Source organism: Planctomycetaceae bacterium, assembly GCA_041398825.1.
In the GTDB taxonomy this organism is placed as follows: Bacteria; Planctomycetota; Planctomycetia; order Planctomycetales; family Planctomycetaceae; genus F1-80-MAGs062.
Genome location: JAWKTX010000005.1, coordinates 121,901 through 139,444, shown reverse-complemented (window position 1 = coordinate 139,444; position 17,544 = coordinate 121,901). Strand labels below are relative to the sequence as shown.

Genomic DNA, 17,544 nt, shown 5'->3' with positions numbered 1-17,544 from the left:
TGACGGTATCCGAGAATCAGGCAGACAAGAGCTCGCTCGACGGAGGTCCGGTGAGTGTAACCCGTTCTGTCAAAGGATACGCTCGTGCCGCAACCCCTGCCATCCCGTTGGCCTCTGGTCCTCCTTTGGAGCGTCCTCCTGTGGAGCGTCCTTCTTCGGTTGGATGTTTCCGTTGCTCAGGAATCCGTCGTTGGTCCTCAACGATCGACCGCACAGGTGACACCCGTGGCGACCGTCCAGTCGGAAGGGGGCCCGCCCGTTGCAGCCAACACGAAAACAACAGAATCCGGTAAAGGCACACCCGATAGCGCGGCTGGTAAAGCCGACGGTGAACAGAAACCGGAGGAGAATGCAAAAAAAGAGGGTCAGCCAGACAGCGGGCCGGTAAAACGTCCGAATGCGGCAGGGTTTGTGCCGCGCAAGATCGATGAGGAAATTCGGCGTGATCCAAACGGAACGGTTCAGTTCAATCTTTCGGGCCAACCCTGGCTGGATGTGCTGCGCTGGATTGCTGACGCTTCACAGCTGTCGCTGGATTGGCAGGAACTTCCGAGCGATTATCTGAATCTGATTACCACACGAAGCTACACACTTCCCGAAGCAAGGGACCTGATCAACCGACACCTGCTGATCCGTGGATACTGCATTATTCAGCGAGGTGAGATTCTTTCAGTTCTGAAGACGAAGGACCTGAACCCCTCGCTCGTGCCCCGAGTCTCTGCTGAAGAACTCACGGACTTGCCGGACCACACACTGTGCAAAGTTTCATTTGACCTGAACTGGCTTCTCGCAGACGAAGCTGTCGAAGAGCTGAAGCCGATGCTGAGTTCTGCAGGGCAGATCCATAAGCTGAGTCGAACAAATCGCCTGGAAATTCTGGACGTCGCGTCCAGTCTTCGCGATATTCGGGATCTGCTGGATGCCGAACAATCTCAATCCGGTACAGAACAACTCGTCCGAACTTTCAGGCTCGAACATCGGCGCGCAGAAGAAGTCATCGTTCTGTTGCGTGATCTGCTTGGTATTCGAGACGACAAAGGCTCCGCGGGGTCTGGTGGAATGAACCCGGGCATGATGCAGCAGATGCAACAGCAGATGCAGCAAATGCAACAACAAATGCAGCAGCAAATGGCCAGCAAAGCCGGCGGCGGTACCAAGGCAAAAGGGCCTGCAGAAACACGGCTGGTCCTGAATTCACGCGAGAACATGATTCTTGCACAGGCTGCTCCTGATCAGATGGCAATTATTGATCAGGCCATTCAACAGGTCGATGTCGCACAGGAATCTGGTCGATCCCTGCTGAACAACATGTCCCGAATGAAAATCTATCGACTCGAAACCGTCGACCCCCAGACTCTGTCGGATCTGTTGCAGCAACTGGGTGATCTGGATCCAGGGACCGTACTCAAGGTCGACAAGTCCAAGAAGGCTATCATTGCGTGGGCATCGCTTGCCGATCACCTGACGATCACGACGCTTGTGGAGAAACTGGATCAGTCCGGCCGAAGCGTGGAAGTTATCCCCCTGCGACGACTCGAAGCCGACTATGTTGCGGGCACAATACGTGCGTTAATGGGGCCGGTTGAAAAGGACCAGAACAGCAATCGCAATTCGTCACGGTATTTTGTGTACGGATTCGGAATGCCGCAACAGGAGGAAGAAGATCAAAGCGAAGGATTCAAGGTGGAGGCAGATATTGAGTTCAATCGCCTGCTGGTGTTCGCAAACAACGTCGAAATGGAAGAAATCCACAACCTGCTTCGAAAGCTGGGAGAATTGCCGCCCAAAGACCAGGCCTTTTCAGGAGTTCAATCTTTTGACCTGCATCCGGATGAAGATCTGGAGCAACTGAGGAAGCGACTGGAATTTCTGTGGCAACGCGATAACGAACTGCAGTTTGATTTGCCCGAATCGACAACCGACGAACCAGCAGATCTGCCGACCGAGGACGATCCTGCGATGGACGATCCTGTTGTGCCAAAGAATGACAATCAAACAACGGCAGCCTCGGGTGCCAGCGATCGGCCCCGCACATTCAACGAATTACTGACGACTCGTCAAAACAAGTTTCGGTCTCCGCGGAACGCCACTCTCGACGTTCCCGTGCGAACTCGGATTCCGCAAAGGCGGCCCCGAAATGCAGCAATTGTTACGAATCAACCGTTACAGAATCCGGCTGCCACGCCCCAACAGGAAACCAAGGGTCTTCGGAAGGGCGCCGAGCTTCCGAACGTGCGGATTTCCGTCGGCCCGGATGGAAGATTACTGGTCAATACCGACGATCCTGAAGCGATGCTCGAATTTGAAGACCTGTTCAAATCAATCAGCCGGAGCCGTCCCCCGTATCGCGTTTTCACGCTGAAGTATGCGACTCCCTCCTGGGTCGCTTTAAACCTGGACGACTACTTTAAAGCTGAACAGGAAACGGAGTCTTCCATGCAGTTCGATCCCTGGTTCGGTATGAGACCAGTTGAGAAAGCTGTCAAAGGCAAGAACAGCCTGTCTCGTCGTCGAGTTCCTCAATTCATAACGGACAATTTCACCAGCACGATTCTGGTGCGCGATGCGGACGCACGCCAGATGCAGACCATTCAGGAACTCATCGAACTCTACGATGTCCCGGAACCGGCAGATACCCGTGCGATGCGAATCACGAAACTGTTTCGCCTTCAGAATGCGAAAGCGACATCTGTCGCAAATGCGGTGAAGGATGTGTTCCGGGATCTGCTGAGCTCCAATGACAAGGCCCTGGAATCGAACGACAAGAATCAACGACCATCGGGCGGGTTTTCTTCTTTCCTTGCCAGCATGTCCGATGATTCAAACGAAGACGAGCCGATTCGTTTCAAGGGACTACTTTCCATTGGCGTGGATGAATCGTCAAACACACTGATCGTCTCGTCGACTGCTTCTCTAATGGAAACACTTGGACAGATGATCGAATCACTGGACGAAGCCGCCAATACCACATCGATCATGCAGGTCATCAAGGTTGATCCAACGGTCGATATACAGCTTATTCAGGAACGCCTCGATAAACTGCTGACGAGCCCGACGGTTCAAAAAGGCAATCAGCAACCGCAGGTTCCCGGACAGCAACCAGGCAATCGCCAATCGCAGAAACCTGACGGCTCTGAAAAGTGACGCCGGAAATAAGCCGTTGCCCAAACGGTTAAGCATTCATTCTGACCTGATGAGTCTTGGGCAAATCCGCCGCGAGGATGCGCTGCAAATCTTTGTTAGTTCTGTCGGCGTTTTGCGCCGCTGACTGCTTCGGCAGTCAGGGGATCCTCTGGCCATGAATGTTTCGGGTAGCGACGCTTCAGTTCTTTTCGAACTTCCGGATAGGTGTTGGCCCAGAAGCTTGCCAGGTCATCTGTCACCTGCTGAGGTCGCATGTTCGGAGCCAACAGATGCAACAGTACGGCGATGCGGCCACCTGCGACTCGTGGAGTCTGCCGGAGCCCGAACATCTCCTGAATTCGCACTGGCAAAACAGGTGGTCGGCCGGATTCGTAAACAAGTCGGATCCGACTTCCGCTGGGAACAAGGATAGACTCCGGGGCTTCACGCTCAATTGTGCGAATTGCCGCGTAATCCAGTCGCGATTGAATCACCGCTAACCAAGGGGCTCTGCGTACTTCGGAAAACGAACGTCGCCCCTGGCAGATCTCCCGAAGAATCTCCTGCAACTCCGTCCCGCCGAGTGCTGGCAGATTCAGTTCCGGCATCCACTCTGTCAGGCAGGCCAGACGCGTGCAAAAACCAGCAACAGCGACGTCGTCCGACGGAAACACACTCGACCAGTTTGATTTCGCTGCCTGAAAGAGGATCTCGGCCGCTTCACTGGTGTCCTCGACTGCCGTGGGCGTTTCATCCAGTAATAAGTCCTCCATATAGGTGCGACGTCGGGCGGTCACCGATTTTTGAGTTGGGTGAAAGAACAACTCATCCACGGTTCTGATCAGGGAAGACGGCAACCATTCACGGCGAACTTCCGATGCTTTGCGAATGAGGGCGTCGGTACCCCGACCATCAGTATCTACGCAAAGGAAGAGCTCGCACTGACGGACGGAAGACTGACTTCCAAACCTGACCCCGCGGCCGCCTATCATCAGGCCGCGATCACTGCCTGGTTCCCGTCGCTTTGCAATCCGATCAGGAAAGGCCGCGACCAGCGAACGCAGAATCCACTCATCGGCCTGATTACGAAACTCATCAGACCCATACTCAGAATCCTTTTGCACTCGCTCGAATTGTCTAGCGACCAGCTGAATTGTTCGAGCGTTTGCTCGGTGGATTGTTCCAAATGAGGTCACAGGATTTCCCGTCTGTTGAAACGATTCAAACGCCAGCAGACGATCCAGAACGTCGGACTGCGACCGCGCGGCAGGAGTTTTTCCCGCCACAGGTCCATTTCCCGCCACGAACGGATCCCGTTCCGTGAGAAGTGCGGCCAGCAAAGCGCCGCGTCGTCCCAGCCCGTGGTTCTGTGTTTCAATCAGCAATCGGGCAATTCGCGGAGATGTCGGGAGGCGAACCATGGCCTGGCCGTGTGCCGTGACGCCATTGTCATCCATTGCACCAAGGAGTCGCAGCAACCGGTCCGCATGACGAAGAGCCGTTTCGGGAGGAGATTCAAACCAGGGAAACAGGGCCACATTTTTTTCGCCCCAGGCATGGAGTCGCAGCACTGCAGCTGACAAGTCTACTCGGTGCAGTTCGGCCTGATCGTAATCCGCGCGTGTGCGATAGGCCGATTCATCCCACAAACGCAAACAAACGCCGGGCCGAGTTCGCCCGGCCCGCCCGGCCCGTTGATCCGCCGAGGCTTTGGAAACGGGACGCATCTCCAGACGGTCCAGTCCCACATCCGCGTCGAAGTGCATCTGCCTCGCGTAACCAGAATCCACCACAGCCGTGATGCCGTCGATCGTGATTGACGTCTCTGCGACATTTGTTGCCAGAACGATCTTACGGCGGACGTTGTGAGCCAGTACCTGATCCTGTTCTTCGGAACTAAGGTCTCCGTAGAGTGGCATGATGGCAATGTTATGACGCCGCGCGAGCGAATCCAGTTCTCGCTGCGTCTTCATGATCTCACCGACCCCGGGCAGAAACACCAGGATGTCTCCGTCTGTCTGAGCTAGAACGTGTTCCACACCCTGGGCGGCCAGAGTCGGCAGGGGAATTCGATCCGTCCGACGCAGATATTCCACGCGCACCGGAAATGTTCGCCCCCGGCTTTCGATGACCGGGCAATTGCCCAGCCAGTGGGAAACCGGTCCGGGATCCATCGTTGCAGACATGACAACAATCCGAAGATCCGGTCTGACGGTTTGCTGAACCCGGCGCACCATCGCCAGTGCCAGATCGCTGTCCAGCCGCCGCTCGTGAAATTCATCGAATACAACGACGCCGATATCTTCGAGGAAGGGGTCGTCCTGCAGCCTGCGCAGCAGGATTCCTTCCGTTACAATCAGCACGCGCGTCGATGCACTTACAGCCTCATCAAAACGAACCCGATAACCGATCGTCTGGCCGACCTGTTCACCGGTTTCACTGGCAATCCTTCGTGCGGAGGTTCGGGCGGCAATTCGTCGAGGCTCAAGCATGACGATCTGCTGGTCTCCCAGAGGACTGCCGACGTGGGAAGTCTGTTCGGAGGTGAAGCCGGCCCGGAGTAATGCGAGAGGTACGCGCGTCGTTTTCCCGGCGCCGGCATCAGCCTTCAGCACCGCGCAATTGTTTGAACGCAAAGCAGCCACAAGTTCGGGCAGGACGTCATCGATCGGCAATGGCACTGGCATAAAGGTTGGATTTAGCTGGAAAATCTCGAACTGAGCATCAACAAGTGCTGGCAAGCAGATTGCTGATCTTCTGGATGGGAGCCTGACTGATTTCATAGGGGACAGCCGTTAACACGACTGCCCAGATATCGTATTCCGGACAGACCCAAAACACGGTTCCGGTCGCACCCCAGTGCCCGAATGTTGTCTCGGGCAGTAGCTCACAAAAGCAGGCAGAATGATCGTTCCAGTTCATCCGCCACCCATAGCCCCATTGTTGTGATCTGCGGACGGAATCCGGAAGTAGAGACATCTGCGTTGTCTGGTTTCGAATCGAAGCACGCACGGCTGCAGCGGGAATGATCGGGCGACCATCGATAGTTCGACCAAGCCTGAGCATCAACAGCGCAAACCGTCCAAGATCTTCAGCCGTTGAAATCAAACCACCCCAGGGCGCACCGAGTGTTCGCCAGTAACGACTGTTCCAGTTCCAGTAGCAATCCGAATCTTGCCAGATGGGCAGCTGACAGGTTTCAATGGTGGGCAGGATCGTTTCTGCCAGAGATCCCGGCACGCCAAGCCACGTGGAATCCATTCCCAACGGCTCAAGCAGGGACTTCCTGAGCACGGTGGCGAGTTGGTCTTCGGCGATGTGTTCGATCAGGTGACCAAGAACGGCATAACCCATGCTGCTGTAACGGCAGTCGGTTCCTGCGACGAAATCCGGGTTTGCCCGGGAGACTGCTTCCACAAAATCGGCCACCGTGGCGTGCCTCTCCCTGAGCTGCTGGTTCTCAGGCAGCATGTCTGGCAAGCCACAGGTGTGAGTGAGCAGGTGTCGAATGGTGATGCCACGCAGACCAGGCTTACAGAAAGAGTCGAGAATTCCGCAGACGCGGTCTCCCAGACGAAGTCGCCCCTGACTGACCAGCAACATGGCCAGCATCGAAATCACGGGTTTCGTGATAGAGGCAACCAAATAGCGGCGACTACCCGGGATCAGCGCTGTGTCATTGGTGCTGCACCAATCGTAAAGAAGAAGAGGGCCCTTCGATGAACCATAACAAACGCTTGCCGCGGGTAACCGCGCATCGTGGCAGATCCCCGCAATCCTCTGTCTGATTTTCTCCGGATCGAAATGCTCGTTCATTCACGTTCTCGATTGTCAGAGGCCCACGGTCATTCCGCTTGCAACAGCTATCTCCATGGTGGCCTGGTCGGTCTGAAGTCTGGTGAGCCAGCAATCAGCGAAAAATCTCATTTGCTGTCCGCCCGACGCACCTGTCAGAGACATATTGGCCGGGATTCACCAGACGCGGGTCCTTTGCCGGCGCATCAGGTTCGCAGATTTCAACGGGTTGTCAGTTTCGGACATCGTCGTGCTGCCATGCCGGGAAAGGGATCGCATCGTGGACAAGCACCCGTGCGAAATCAAGCGGCGTCGCGGTGATCTTCATGCCCGGACGTCTGCTGGCCATCTTCAGATTCAGTCAGATTCGTCGCCTGACCACGGGGCGGCATTGCTCGCACCGCATTCATTTCGATTGTGGCGAGCTGATCAAGGAGTTCACGAATGCTGCGTTCTGCCTCACGTCGGTCGGCCTTCCAGCGGTCCTGCAACCGGGAGAGTTCGGCTTGCTGTTGCTGGATTGTCGTTTGCAATTCCTCGACCACGGATTCGGATGTCCGGGCGTTCAGGGACGCTTCGCGTTCGAGGAACCATTCTTCCAGCGCCGCACGGTCCTGCCGAAACTGCGCCTGGCGATTCGTTACTTCAGCGGATAACGACTCCACCTTGTCCCGTTCGCTGTTGATCTGACTCTTCATGCGGTCGAAGAATGATTGGACATCTCCCCGCGCCTGCTCAAGGCGGATGCGTGCGGTTTCGCCGAGACTACTGTCCCTGAAAAGGGATTCCCGGGCTTCTTCAACGGCCAGCCGCTGTTCAAGAATTTCTCCCTGTGTCCGATCCAACTCGGAACGAAGGCGGCTCAGCCGCTGAGAACGTTCTTCGAGCTGGGTGGCCAATTCAGCGAGGTTCACTTCCTGCTGGCGAACTCGTCGCAGCCGGTTTTCCGTGTCCTGATTCAGCGCATCACGTTCCTCTTCCGCGCGACGCTGCTGCTTTTGGATGTCTGCCAGAGCTGCTGTGCGCGATCGTTCAACAATGCGAGTGTCTCGAGCCAGTGAAGCTTCTGTGGCAGCAAGTGTCCGTCGAACCTGTTCCAGTTGGTGAAACCGAAGTCGATGCAGCTCGGTGAACCGATGGCGTTCGGTGCGAAACAGCTGCTGCTCCCGTCGAAGTTCGCGAACTTCGAACTCCAGGTCTTCTCTGGCTCGTCCAAGATGTTCGAACTGAAACCGATATCGCCGCTGTAAATTACTTTGTTCCGTCAACAGCATTTGGCGACGCTTTTCAACCTCTTCACGAAGTCGCATCTGTTCCGTTTCCAGCTGTTCTCCGAATACTTCGCGTTGTTGCTGAAGGTCTTCCTGCTGTTGTTGCATTTCCAGTCGATGTGCTTCGCGCTGAGTTGCCCATTCCTGCTTCTCGCGATTCAGTTGCGCCAGTTCGCTGGAGACCTCTTTCCGGACTTTTTCCAGAAGTCGATCGCGTTCCGACTGAAGCTCGGCGTCCAGCTGCTTCATCCGTTCCGCATGTTCGAGGCGGTCTTTTTCATTCTGTTCGAGAACCCGCTGTCGCTCTGTCTCAACCAGCTTCATTTGTTGTTCTAGCTGCGACTGTTGCTCGGCCAGTTCTGCCTTCACGGATTGCTTCAGCAAGACGCGTTCTTCGCTGAGTGCACGCTGCGCCGCGCGGAGGTCCGCAGTTTGTCGTTCGAGTTGTTCCTCCTGAGTGGCAACGCGAGCGATCCGCTGGTCCAGTTCCGCCTGTAGTTCTCGCTGCGCAGTGCGATCGCGCGCAACCTGTTCGGCAAACTCACGGGCTCGGGATTCAAAGGCGCGACGATCAGCTGCGAGTTGCTGATGTTCGGCTGCAATTTCGGAGCGTTGCTGGTTTAGTTCGGTGAACCGCTTCTGCAGGGATTCCGCAGCAGCCGAAGCTTGCAGGAGTATGCGCAGGGCGTCGGAATCACTTGAAGCCACCTGACCGGAATCCGGCTTGACCGGCTGGCTCCGGACCCGGGGCATCGTGCTGGATGTTGACGGCAGCACATGAACGGATGGTACCTCGATGGGTCCGTCTTTGCTCGGGGTTGAGGTCAGAGGAACCTCGTTCGGCGCGCGGAATGGCTGCGAGGCATTTCTCAGCAGCTCATTCAGTTCGTCATCCGGCATGTTCGGGATTCCCTTCCCAAACCACGGTTCACACGCGCCAAACAGATTCAGCCGAAACAGCGAAGTACCTCGCATGCCCGGCCATGGTTCAACAACTAGGCGCTGGCCTTGTCGATCATGTTCACAAAATGCGCCTTGCCCGGGGCTCCAACCACTTTGTCTACCAACTGGCCACCCTTAAACAACATCACTGTTGGAATGCTGGTGATCCCAAATGAGGCTGCGGTCTGCTGATTCTCGTCTGTGTTAACCTTTCCGATCTTCACTTTGCCATCATATTCAGCGGCAAGTTCTTCGATGGTCGGCATCAGCATCCGGCAGGGCCCGCACCAGGGAGCCCAGAAATCGACGAGAACCGGTGTGGCCGATTCCAGAACTTCGGATTGGAAATTGTCATCAGTAAACTCAACCAGATTACCAGCCATCAACCACTTCTCCTGAACAATGCCGCCTTCACTTAGCGTTAGACCGTGGAAAGCTGCAGATTATTGGACGAACGCCAAACGGTGTCAACGTGACTCCTGAGGACGCTCATCAGTCGAAAGTCCTTACAAATAAATAGCTTTCGTTCGGCAAAGTCTGCCGTTCCTGGTGCCACACGGTAATTCCCCGGGTACCGCACTGGAAACAATCGACGTAAAACACCTAAACTTCGCAGGCTCGGTATTCTTCATCAGGCGCGCGCTCCGGCAATTCGAAAGCACTTCAGAAATGGATACTTCTGACGGCCACACATTATCAAATGGCAGGACTCTTTCGCGCCGGGAGCCTGAGCGCCGCTTGACGTGCCTAGTGAATCTGTTTCTGCTGCCGTGTCTGTTGTTCCTTCGTGTTTACGCCCAGGGACAAACTGCTGCATCTTTACCTGCTGAACGGCAGGACATCATTGAGTTCGATTGGGTTCAGCAGCGAGTTTCTGTTTCTGACCTGGGAATGGGGCTGGACCTTCCGTTCGTTCATGGCACACCGGGACTAACGGATTCAGAAGCGGAAGCCTATCGGGAATTGTATCGCGTCATCGAGGAGCGTCGGTACGCGGCCGCCCAGGAATTTGACGAAGCCCTGACCGAGCAGGAGATTGAGAACCTCTGGCAGTCCTCTTTTTACAAATTTGAGGCCGCTCGCAGGCGTGCCTGGCGAAACGGTCAACTGGAATTGCAGGGCATCCCCGGTGAAGCCGATGATGCAAGTCACCGCAGCCGTACCCCTTTTGGGACTCGTCCCCCCCAGGCAGCGTATTCTCTGCTCGCCGACATAGCGACTTATCCGGACCATTTCGTCGGTCGGCCCATCGTGTTGTATGGAATGTTTATCCCCAAAGGCCAGGTCGAGCTTCCTCCGTCACGCTATGAGGTCCTTCAGAAGGATGAACCACCCCTGGCCTTTCAGGGCGGAGTCCTCAAGGATCTTTCGAATTCCCGGACCCTGGCGATGGTGCATGCTGCCGGGTATATCACGCCCTACGAACAGATGCTGCCCACGCGCATCTGGCCGACGGAATCCGCTGCGATCCCTGTCATGGTCAAGGGATGGTTTATTAAACGCTGGGGGCAGTATCCCCTGGTAATGACCGAATCTGTTCGCATTTTGTACCCAAAACCGTACGACGCATTTATCGAACGTTATGCCCAGCCAAGACGACCAATGACATCTGAGGAGGAGTGGATTTACTACGAAACCCTCCGTCAGATGCAGTTGACCAATGCTGCCGGGCAGTCGCAGATCGCTGCGACCAACATCAGGGATCGAATTAACGACCTGATGTCGGCTATCCAGCATAAGACAGAGGAAGCTCAGAAGAGTCTGGCTTCAAATCTTCGACAGCAGAAGATCACGGAACAGCAGTACCACTCGCGATCTTTAAGGCTGGAAAGGCAACTGGCGTTTCGTCTTCAGCGACACCGGGAGTACCTGACCGAGCCGGATAAATTTCCGTTGTACGTTGATGTGTTTCAACATCCGCAGGTGTGGACAGGGAAGCTGCTAACGCTTCATGGACACGTTCGGCGCGTAACAAGTTATACGGGCAGCAGCGAGTTTTTCGGTAGTCAGACTCTGCACGAACTGTGGCTCTATACAGATGACTCGCAACGAAATCCGGCGGTCATCGTGACCCCGAACCTGCCCCCGGAGTTTCCTGTGGGGGCGGAAGTGGTCGACCGCGTCACTGTCACGGGCTGCTTCTTCAAGCCGTATGTCTATCGAGCGGAACAGGACCACCGAATTGCTCCTCTGATACTGGCTGGCCGGATTTTCTGGTCACCAACGGATGACCAGATTCGATCGCTGGCCAATGAAGGCTCCATGCCGGCGGATTCGGCGACCGTGATCGCTGCACGTAAGCGAAACAGTTCGAACAAGCTGAGCGAAACGGGAGTGATGCTGCTTGGTTTTGTCGCCCTTGTTGTGATGATGATGATTTGGGGTCGTGTGCAGCGGGATCGGAGAGAACGACGACGATTGCTGGAAGTGGTGGAGTCTCAGCGGGATTTTGATCAGCATCTGATCGACCCTGTGCTGGCTCGCCTGCGAGAAACATCGCAAATTGGCGAGCCGGACAATGGGGTCCTTTGAAGACATTGGCAATGCTACGACGGTCTTCTTTCGCTGAACATCAGTCCGTCCACAACATCACGGAAGGCCAGGGATACAAATGCCAGACTCCGCTGCCAACACGCACGAATTTGATGCCATCGCTGATCGCCCGATTCGAATGGGCGTGCTTATCAGCGGTGGGGGCACAACACTGCTGAATTTTGTTTCTCAGATTGAAGCACAAACACTTTCTGCTGTCATACCTGTGGTCATCGCCAGTCAGCGAAGTTGTCAGGGTGTCCAGCGGGCGAAAGACCTGGGGCTCAACGTTCTGGTGATTCGACCCCGTGATTTCATGGATGTTGATGCCTTCAGTGCCGCCGTTTTTGCGGAACTCCGGCGTTATGATCTTGACCTGGTGGCTCTGGCGGGGTTTCTAAGCCTGTTGATTGTTCCAGAGGATTTTCGCTGGCGGGTTCTGAATATTCACCCGTCGCTCATCCCGGCGTTTTGCGGACAGGGATTCTACGGTCACCATGTTCACGAAGCTGCGATTGCCAGAGGCGTCAAAGTGAGCGGATGCACAGTCCATTTTGCCGATAATCATTACGATCACGGCCCAATCATACTTCAGGAAGTTGTTTCGGTCCCGGACGATGCCACCCCGGATCAACTGGCGTCGATGGTCTTTGAGACCGAAAAAGTGGCCTATCCCGAAGCCATTCGGCGAATCGCATCAGGCCATCTGTCAGTTGCTGACGGGCGGTGCTTCTACAGCACGGATGCCTGAGCCTTCGATCAAAGAATGGATCGCGTCCAGTTGTGATTCAGCCGCAAGGTCAACGACTTCTTCCGGTACCTGCGTGCCTGATTTTTGGTGAACGCGGTCGACAAGTCGATTGAACGTCACTTGAAATTCCTGCAGCAGGTCATCTCCACGGAGAGTCACCTTCCGCAGCTCCCCGCCGTCGTTGTAAGTCTCGATGACACGGCGGAAGTGATAGATCGGGCCAGCAATTCGGTGCGAGTATCGCAACATGTCCCAGATGATTAATGGGCAGAACACAGACATAGAAATCAGCAGCGGGCGACTCGAAGAGAAGAATTCATGCGAGAAACGACCCAGATCAAAGTTTGATTGCCCGGTCACCAGATCCGGAGCCAGTCGCACCAGCTGTTGCCCAGCCATGACGACCAGCAAGGCTGAGTTGTAAACGATCCAGTAGATAGACAGCCGGACCATCAGCTTTCCCTGGATCGCTGATGAAATGTATCGCGTTGTGCGCTTGGATCGAGAAAGTTCCATGTGCAATCACCTAATGGGTGCAGCAACCAGACGGCTGAATAGCGTTACGCAAACAGACTGGCGGTAGGGCGACAACCCGAGGCAGGAATTCCCGGGAAATGAGCCAGTGCATCTTACCTCATGATGAAACATCCGGCGGGTGTTTCTGCAAAATTGGGTATTTCCCGCCGGGCGCAGATTTGGCGAACTAAGTTTCCTGTGGAACAAAGCCAGATTATCAGGCCGTGGAAACGCGTAATGCTCACAAGTCAAAAAGCCCGAATAAACAGACCTCGGCGAGGTATCATTCTGGTCCTTGGCGCCATCCTGATGGTGGCTGTTTTTGCCTTTGTCGCGTTCACTGTCGATATCGGATACATGGCGGTCGTGCGTACGCAGCTACAGGGTGCGGCAGACGCTGCCGCCCTGGGAAGCGCACAAGACATACCGGCCGGAGCAGCCAGGGTCACTTCTTCTGCCAAAAGCATCGCTGCACTTAACAAAGCGGCCGGAGCTCCAGTGTCTCTGGATGATTCAGATATTGAACTGGGGTTCTTCGACTACGCGCAGAAGACTTTCGTAGTTAATCCCAGTTCAGCAAATGCCGTCCGCGTGACCGCGAGCGTCCAGAACCAGAAGTATTTCTTCGCTCAGGTGATGGGAAACAACGCGTTCGACATGCAGGCAACTTCAATCGGTATGCTGAACCCACGCGATGTCGTCTTTGTCGTTGACCTTTCGGGATCTATGAATGACGACACCGAACCCTGCTGGGCAACGGATGCGCTGACAGCAACCTACTCACCACTCGGTTATCCGGATGTGGCCACTGACCTGATGCAGGATCTCTACACCGATTTTGGATTTGGCGCTTTTCCTGGTCAGACTGAATATCTGGGAGCCCCTCTCGGTGCGCCCGAAAACGGATACGCCATCGCGGAGATCACCCGGGACGACGGTCCGCTGACGAGTTCCACACTTCCCAGCCAATACAGAATCCTGAACACGGATGAAGAATGGGACAGACGACGCAAATCCTACGCATGGATTATCGACTACCAGCTTGCAAGGCTCATGCCTGCGGCAAAACCAGCACCGGATTCTTCACAGAATTTCGAGTACTGGTCACGATACATTGATTATCTGATGGAAGGTGCCTGGGTCGGTACGCCACCACCCACGTCGACAGGTGGCGGAGGTGGAACGACAACACCGCCAACTTCTCCATCACCTCCACCACCGCCAACCATCGGAAACCTTGGACGACCATTGAATGCGATTGAGTACGTCGGTGGTCGTCTGTTGACATCATCGATGCTCAGCAGTCCGCTGCGATTGAGTCTTTCGATGTCTTCTGCGATTGTGATCGCGCCGGAATCGACCTATCCGGGATGCCCGCGCCGCGGTTCAAACGAATATATCTGGGTTCCATGGTATTGCGACAATGATCGGATTTATCAGTTTAACAATCCCAACAAGGCATCCTTTCCGTCTGCCAGCGTACCGTGGTACTGGAGAAACAGGTACGGCTACCGGACTTATGTTCAATTCATGCTCGACTGGGGGCGAGAGCGTTCGCCGGAGTTCGACAACAGCGAAAATTCCAATCCGGGATTGGCCGGAAAAACGCCTCTGTCAATTCTGAGTCCGGACTGCCCATTGCATACGGAGTCAACAGCTGGCGGAACATTTCAGTTTCCCCCACGTACTCAGCCGATGCATTCGGTCCGCCGTTCACTAATCGCAGGACTTCAGGTCATTCAGGACCGAAATCAAGGGGTGGCAGCTGGCGCGGGTGACAGAGTTGCCATCGTGACGTTTGATGGAAGAGATCAGTGGCATGCACCATCGATCGTCCAGCCGCTCACTGACGATTTTGAGTCCGCAAAGCGGGCCTGCACTACTCTTCAGGCAGCGGGTGATATTGGCGCTACAACTTCGACAGAAAGCGGCCTGGCACTGGCCCGGCAGCATCTGACCGCAAGGACATCATCGTCAAATCCATCCAATGATCCTTTGGGTCCCCAGGGGCGAAAGTTCACCTCCAAGGTCATTATCCTGCTGACCGATGGTATGCCGAATTCCTGGGAAATGGATGCCGCCACCCTTGAGCAATACATGGCCAGCGAACCGAGCGCGGAGTTCTACCCTGCTGGTTATGACTGGTTCAATTCGGCCCTCGCACAAACACAACAGTTCTTCATGACCCAGCGCGGAAAACTCTACAGCGTCGGGATGGGGCTTGGGACAGACTACGACTTTATGGATCGGCTGGCCCGAATTGCCAGTACTGATAACAACGGAATCAGCGCTCGCAGCTCGGGCAACCCCGCTGAATACGAATCACAGCTCACCGAAATCCTGAAGAAGATTATTGACCGCCCGGGTTCTAAACTCGTTCGATAGACTTTCGAATATGAATCATTTCATCAATCGCAATCACGTCTGCCTGCCAAATCCAGGACCCCGAAACATTCGCAAGCCAAAGCGAACAGGTGCGGCGCTTGTGGAGGCGGCTGTTGTGTTGCCAGTGTTTTTTCTGGCAATCGCGGGCATAGTTGAGTTTGGCCGCGCGATGATGGTGAGCCAACTGGTGACGAATGCGTCTCGCGAGGCCGCTCGCCGTGGCGTTCTGGACGGGGCCACCAACGCGGAAATCGAGGCATATATTCAGGATAAGCTCTCGGGCGCATTAAACGCCGACGTTAGCAGCATCTCCATTGCCATCACCATTACTCCGGATCCGGCAAATACCACCACGGGTAATAATCTTGCGGATGCTCAAATGTACGACCTGGTCACGGTTGATGTTTCCATCCCATACAACAAAGTGGGCTTCATTGCCGGAAGATGGCTTGAAGGAAAACAACTGTCAGCACAGACAACCATGCGTCACGAATAGGGCAATTCGGCAGCGGAATTCGAGAGAACGGTCTCCGCAAGAGGAGCCAGGCAGATCCGCGGTGCGTATCGCGCATGAAAAGGCGAGAGTCCGATGAAGGCTCGCTCGCCTTTTTACGTTAACATAAACAGGTTGAGAGTATCAGTGTGGTTTTGTCGTACCAGGATTTCTTTTTGGTAGATGGGTCTGCTTTCTGTACGGAAAGCTCAGAGAGCCATCAATCATCCTTAGAAAGGAGGTGATCCAGCCGCAGGTTCCCCTACGGCTACCTTGTTACGACTTAGTCCCAATCACGAAGTTCGCCCTAGGCACCTGCCTCTCCGAAAGTTACTTTGGCGACTTTTGAAACTTCCCCACTCGTGGCAGCGGGCGGTGTACAAAGCTCAGGAACATATTCACCGCAGTATAGCTGACCTGCGATTACGCACTAGCGATTCCAGCTTCATGCAGGCAGGTTGCAGCCTGCAATCCGAACTGAGCGACGCTTTTGAGATTAGCTTGCCCTCGCGGGTTCCATGCCCTTTGTACGCCACGTTAGCGTGTATTGCAGCCGAGACATAAAGGCCATGATGACAGCTTGACGTCGTCCCCACCTTCCTCCCGAAAGTTTGACACCGGCGGTCTCCTTAAGTCCCCGACATTACTCGCCCGCAATAAGGACAAGGGTTGCGGCTCGTTAAGCGACTTAACGCGACGTCTCACGACACGAGCTGACGACAGCCATGCAGCACCTGTGTATCACCCCAGGCGCAGCTCACTTTCTGAGTTAATCGGCCATGTAAAGTCCGGGGATAAGGTTCTTCGCGTTGCCTCGAATTAAGCCACATCATCCACCACTTGTGTGAGCCCCGTCGTTACTTTGAGTTTTCAGCCCTTGCGACCATACTCCCCAGGCGGAGTACTTAACGTTTTCACTACGGCAGGAAAAGCAGACGCTTCCGCCCAGTACTCATCGTTTACAGCCAGGACTACCAGGGTATCTAATCCCGTTCGCTCCGGCTTTCGTGCCCTCAGCGTCGGTTATTCCCCCAGTGTGGCCTTTTCGCCTCCGGTGTTCCTACCAATATCAACACATTTCACCGCTCCACTGGCAGTTCCCACCTAAATACTCAAACAAATCAGTTTCAAGCGCAATGCCGCGGGCTGGGCTCATTTCACACCTGACCAGTTGCCGCCGCCTACGCACCCCTTTAAGCCAGTGATTCCGAATAACGTTCGCACGGTACGTGTTACCGCGGCTGCTGGCATACTTAGCCCGTGCTTCCTCTGAGGCTCTGTCAACGTGGAAGGATAGCCAACCATGATTTCATCCCCTCTGACGGTTTGACCCAAGGGCCTTCATCCCGCACGCGGCGTCGCTCCGTCAGACTTTCGTCCATTGCGGAAGATTCTCGACTGCAGCCACCCGTAGGTGTCCGGACAGTGTCTCAGTTCCGGTCGTGGGGGCCATGCTCTCACACCCCCTAGACATCATCGCCATGGTAGGCCATTACCCCACCATCAAGCTAATATCACATCAGCCGCTCCTCCGGCGGAATCTCACCTTTGATCCGCAGATATCATCGGGTATTACCCACAGTTTCCCGTGGCTATCCCCGACCGAAGGGTACGTTCCGATGCATTACTACGCCGTTCGCCGCTCCCATATTGCTATGAGCGCTCGACTTGCATGCCTAATCCACGCCGCCAACGTTCATTCTGAGCCAGGATCAAACCCTTCAAAAATATGCTTG

At 55.1% G+C, this 17,544-nt stretch carries 10 protein-coding genes and 1 rRNA gene; 5 read left to right on the top strand and 6 right to left on the bottom strand.

Going from position 1 to position 17,544, the window contains the following annotated elements:
- Window positions 1–84: 84 nt before the first annotated feature.
- Window positions 85–3,144 carry a secretin N-terminal domain-containing protein gene (locus R3C20_10875; protein MEZ6041001.1) on the top strand — a complete coding sequence of 1,020 codons (3,060 nt, stop codon included), beginning with the start codon at window positions 85–87 and terminating at the stop codon, window positions 3,142–3,144.
- 95 nt (window positions 3,145–3,239) lie between these two features.
- Here R3C20_10875 and hrpB read toward each other — a convergent pair whose 3' ends face one another.
- The 4 genes from hrpB to trxA all read right to left on the bottom strand — a co-directional run bounded on the left by hrpB (window position 3,240) and on the right by trxA (window position 9,514).
- Window positions 3,240–5,810: an ATP-dependent helicase HrpB gene (gene hrpB, locus R3C20_10870; protein ID MEZ6041000.1), complete on the bottom strand. Its 2,571-nt coding sequence runs from the start codon at window positions 5,808–5,810 to the stop codon at window positions 3,240–3,242.
- Between the two features lie 37 nt (window positions 5,811–5,847).
- Window positions 5,848–6,939, bottom strand: a complete 1,092-nt coding sequence (locus R3C20_10865) for a serine hydrolase domain-containing protein (GenBank protein ID MEZ6040999.1) — start codon at window positions 6,937–6,939, stop codon at window positions 5,848–5,850.
- A 281-nt stretch (window positions 6,940–7,220) separates the two neighbouring features.
- Window positions 7,221–9,164, bottom strand: coding sequence for a hypothetical protein (locus R3C20_10860; protein ID MEZ6040998.1), 1,944 nt, complete (start codon window positions 9,162–9,164; stop codon window positions 7,221–7,223).
- 20 nt (window positions 9,165–9,184) lie between these two features.
- Window positions 9,185–9,514 carry a thioredoxin gene (gene trxA, locus R3C20_10855; protein MEZ6040997.1) on the bottom strand — a complete coding sequence of 110 codons (330 nt, stop codon included), beginning with the start codon at window positions 9,512–9,514 and terminating at the stop codon, window positions 9,185–9,187.
- Between the two features lie 367 nt (window positions 9,515–9,881).
- Between trxA and R3C20_10850 the strand changes: the two genes are divergently transcribed.
- On the top strand, window positions 9,882–11,663 hold the full coding sequence (locus R3C20_10850; GenBank protein ID MEZ6040996.1) for a hypothetical protein: 1,782 nt from the start codon (window positions 9,882–9,884) through the stop codon (window positions 11,661–11,663).
- A 79-nt stretch (window positions 11,664–11,742) separates the two neighbouring features.
- Window positions 11,743–12,414, top strand: coding sequence for a phosphoribosylglycinamide formyltransferase (gene purN / locus R3C20_10845; GenBank protein MEZ6040995.1), 672 nt, complete (start codon window positions 11,743–11,745; stop codon window positions 12,412–12,414).
- Here the strand turns inward: purN and R3C20_10840 are convergent.
- On the bottom strand, window positions 12,373–12,930 hold the full coding sequence (locus tag R3C20_10840; GenBank protein ID MEZ6040994.1) for a hypothetical protein: 558 nt from the start codon (window positions 12,928–12,930) through the stop codon (window positions 12,373–12,375). The two genes, purN and R3C20_10840, sit on opposite strands and share 42 nt — an antisense overlap.
- 237 nt (window positions 12,931–13,167) lie before the next feature.
- Here R3C20_10840 and R3C20_10835 point away from each other — a divergent pair, with 237 nt between their 5' ends.
- Window positions 13,168–15,315 carry a VWA domain-containing protein gene (locus R3C20_10835; GenBank protein MEZ6040993.1) on the top strand — a complete coding sequence of 716 codons (2,148 nt, stop codon included), beginning with the start codon at window positions 13,168–13,170 and terminating at the stop codon, window positions 15,313–15,315.
- Window positions 15,316–15,325: 10 nt separating this feature from the next.
- Window positions 15,326–15,811 (top strand): TadE/TadG family type IV pilus assembly protein, encoded by a 486-nt coding sequence (locus R3C20_10830; protein MEZ6040992.1) that lies wholly within the window; start codon window positions 15,326–15,328, stop codon window positions 15,809–15,811.
- A gap of 231 nt (window positions 15,812–16,042) precedes the next feature.
- Here the strand turns inward: R3C20_10830 and R3C20_10825 are convergent.
- Window positions 16,043–17,536 (bottom strand): 16S ribosomal RNA (locus R3C20_10825).
- Window positions 17,537–17,544: the final 8 nt, after the last annotated feature.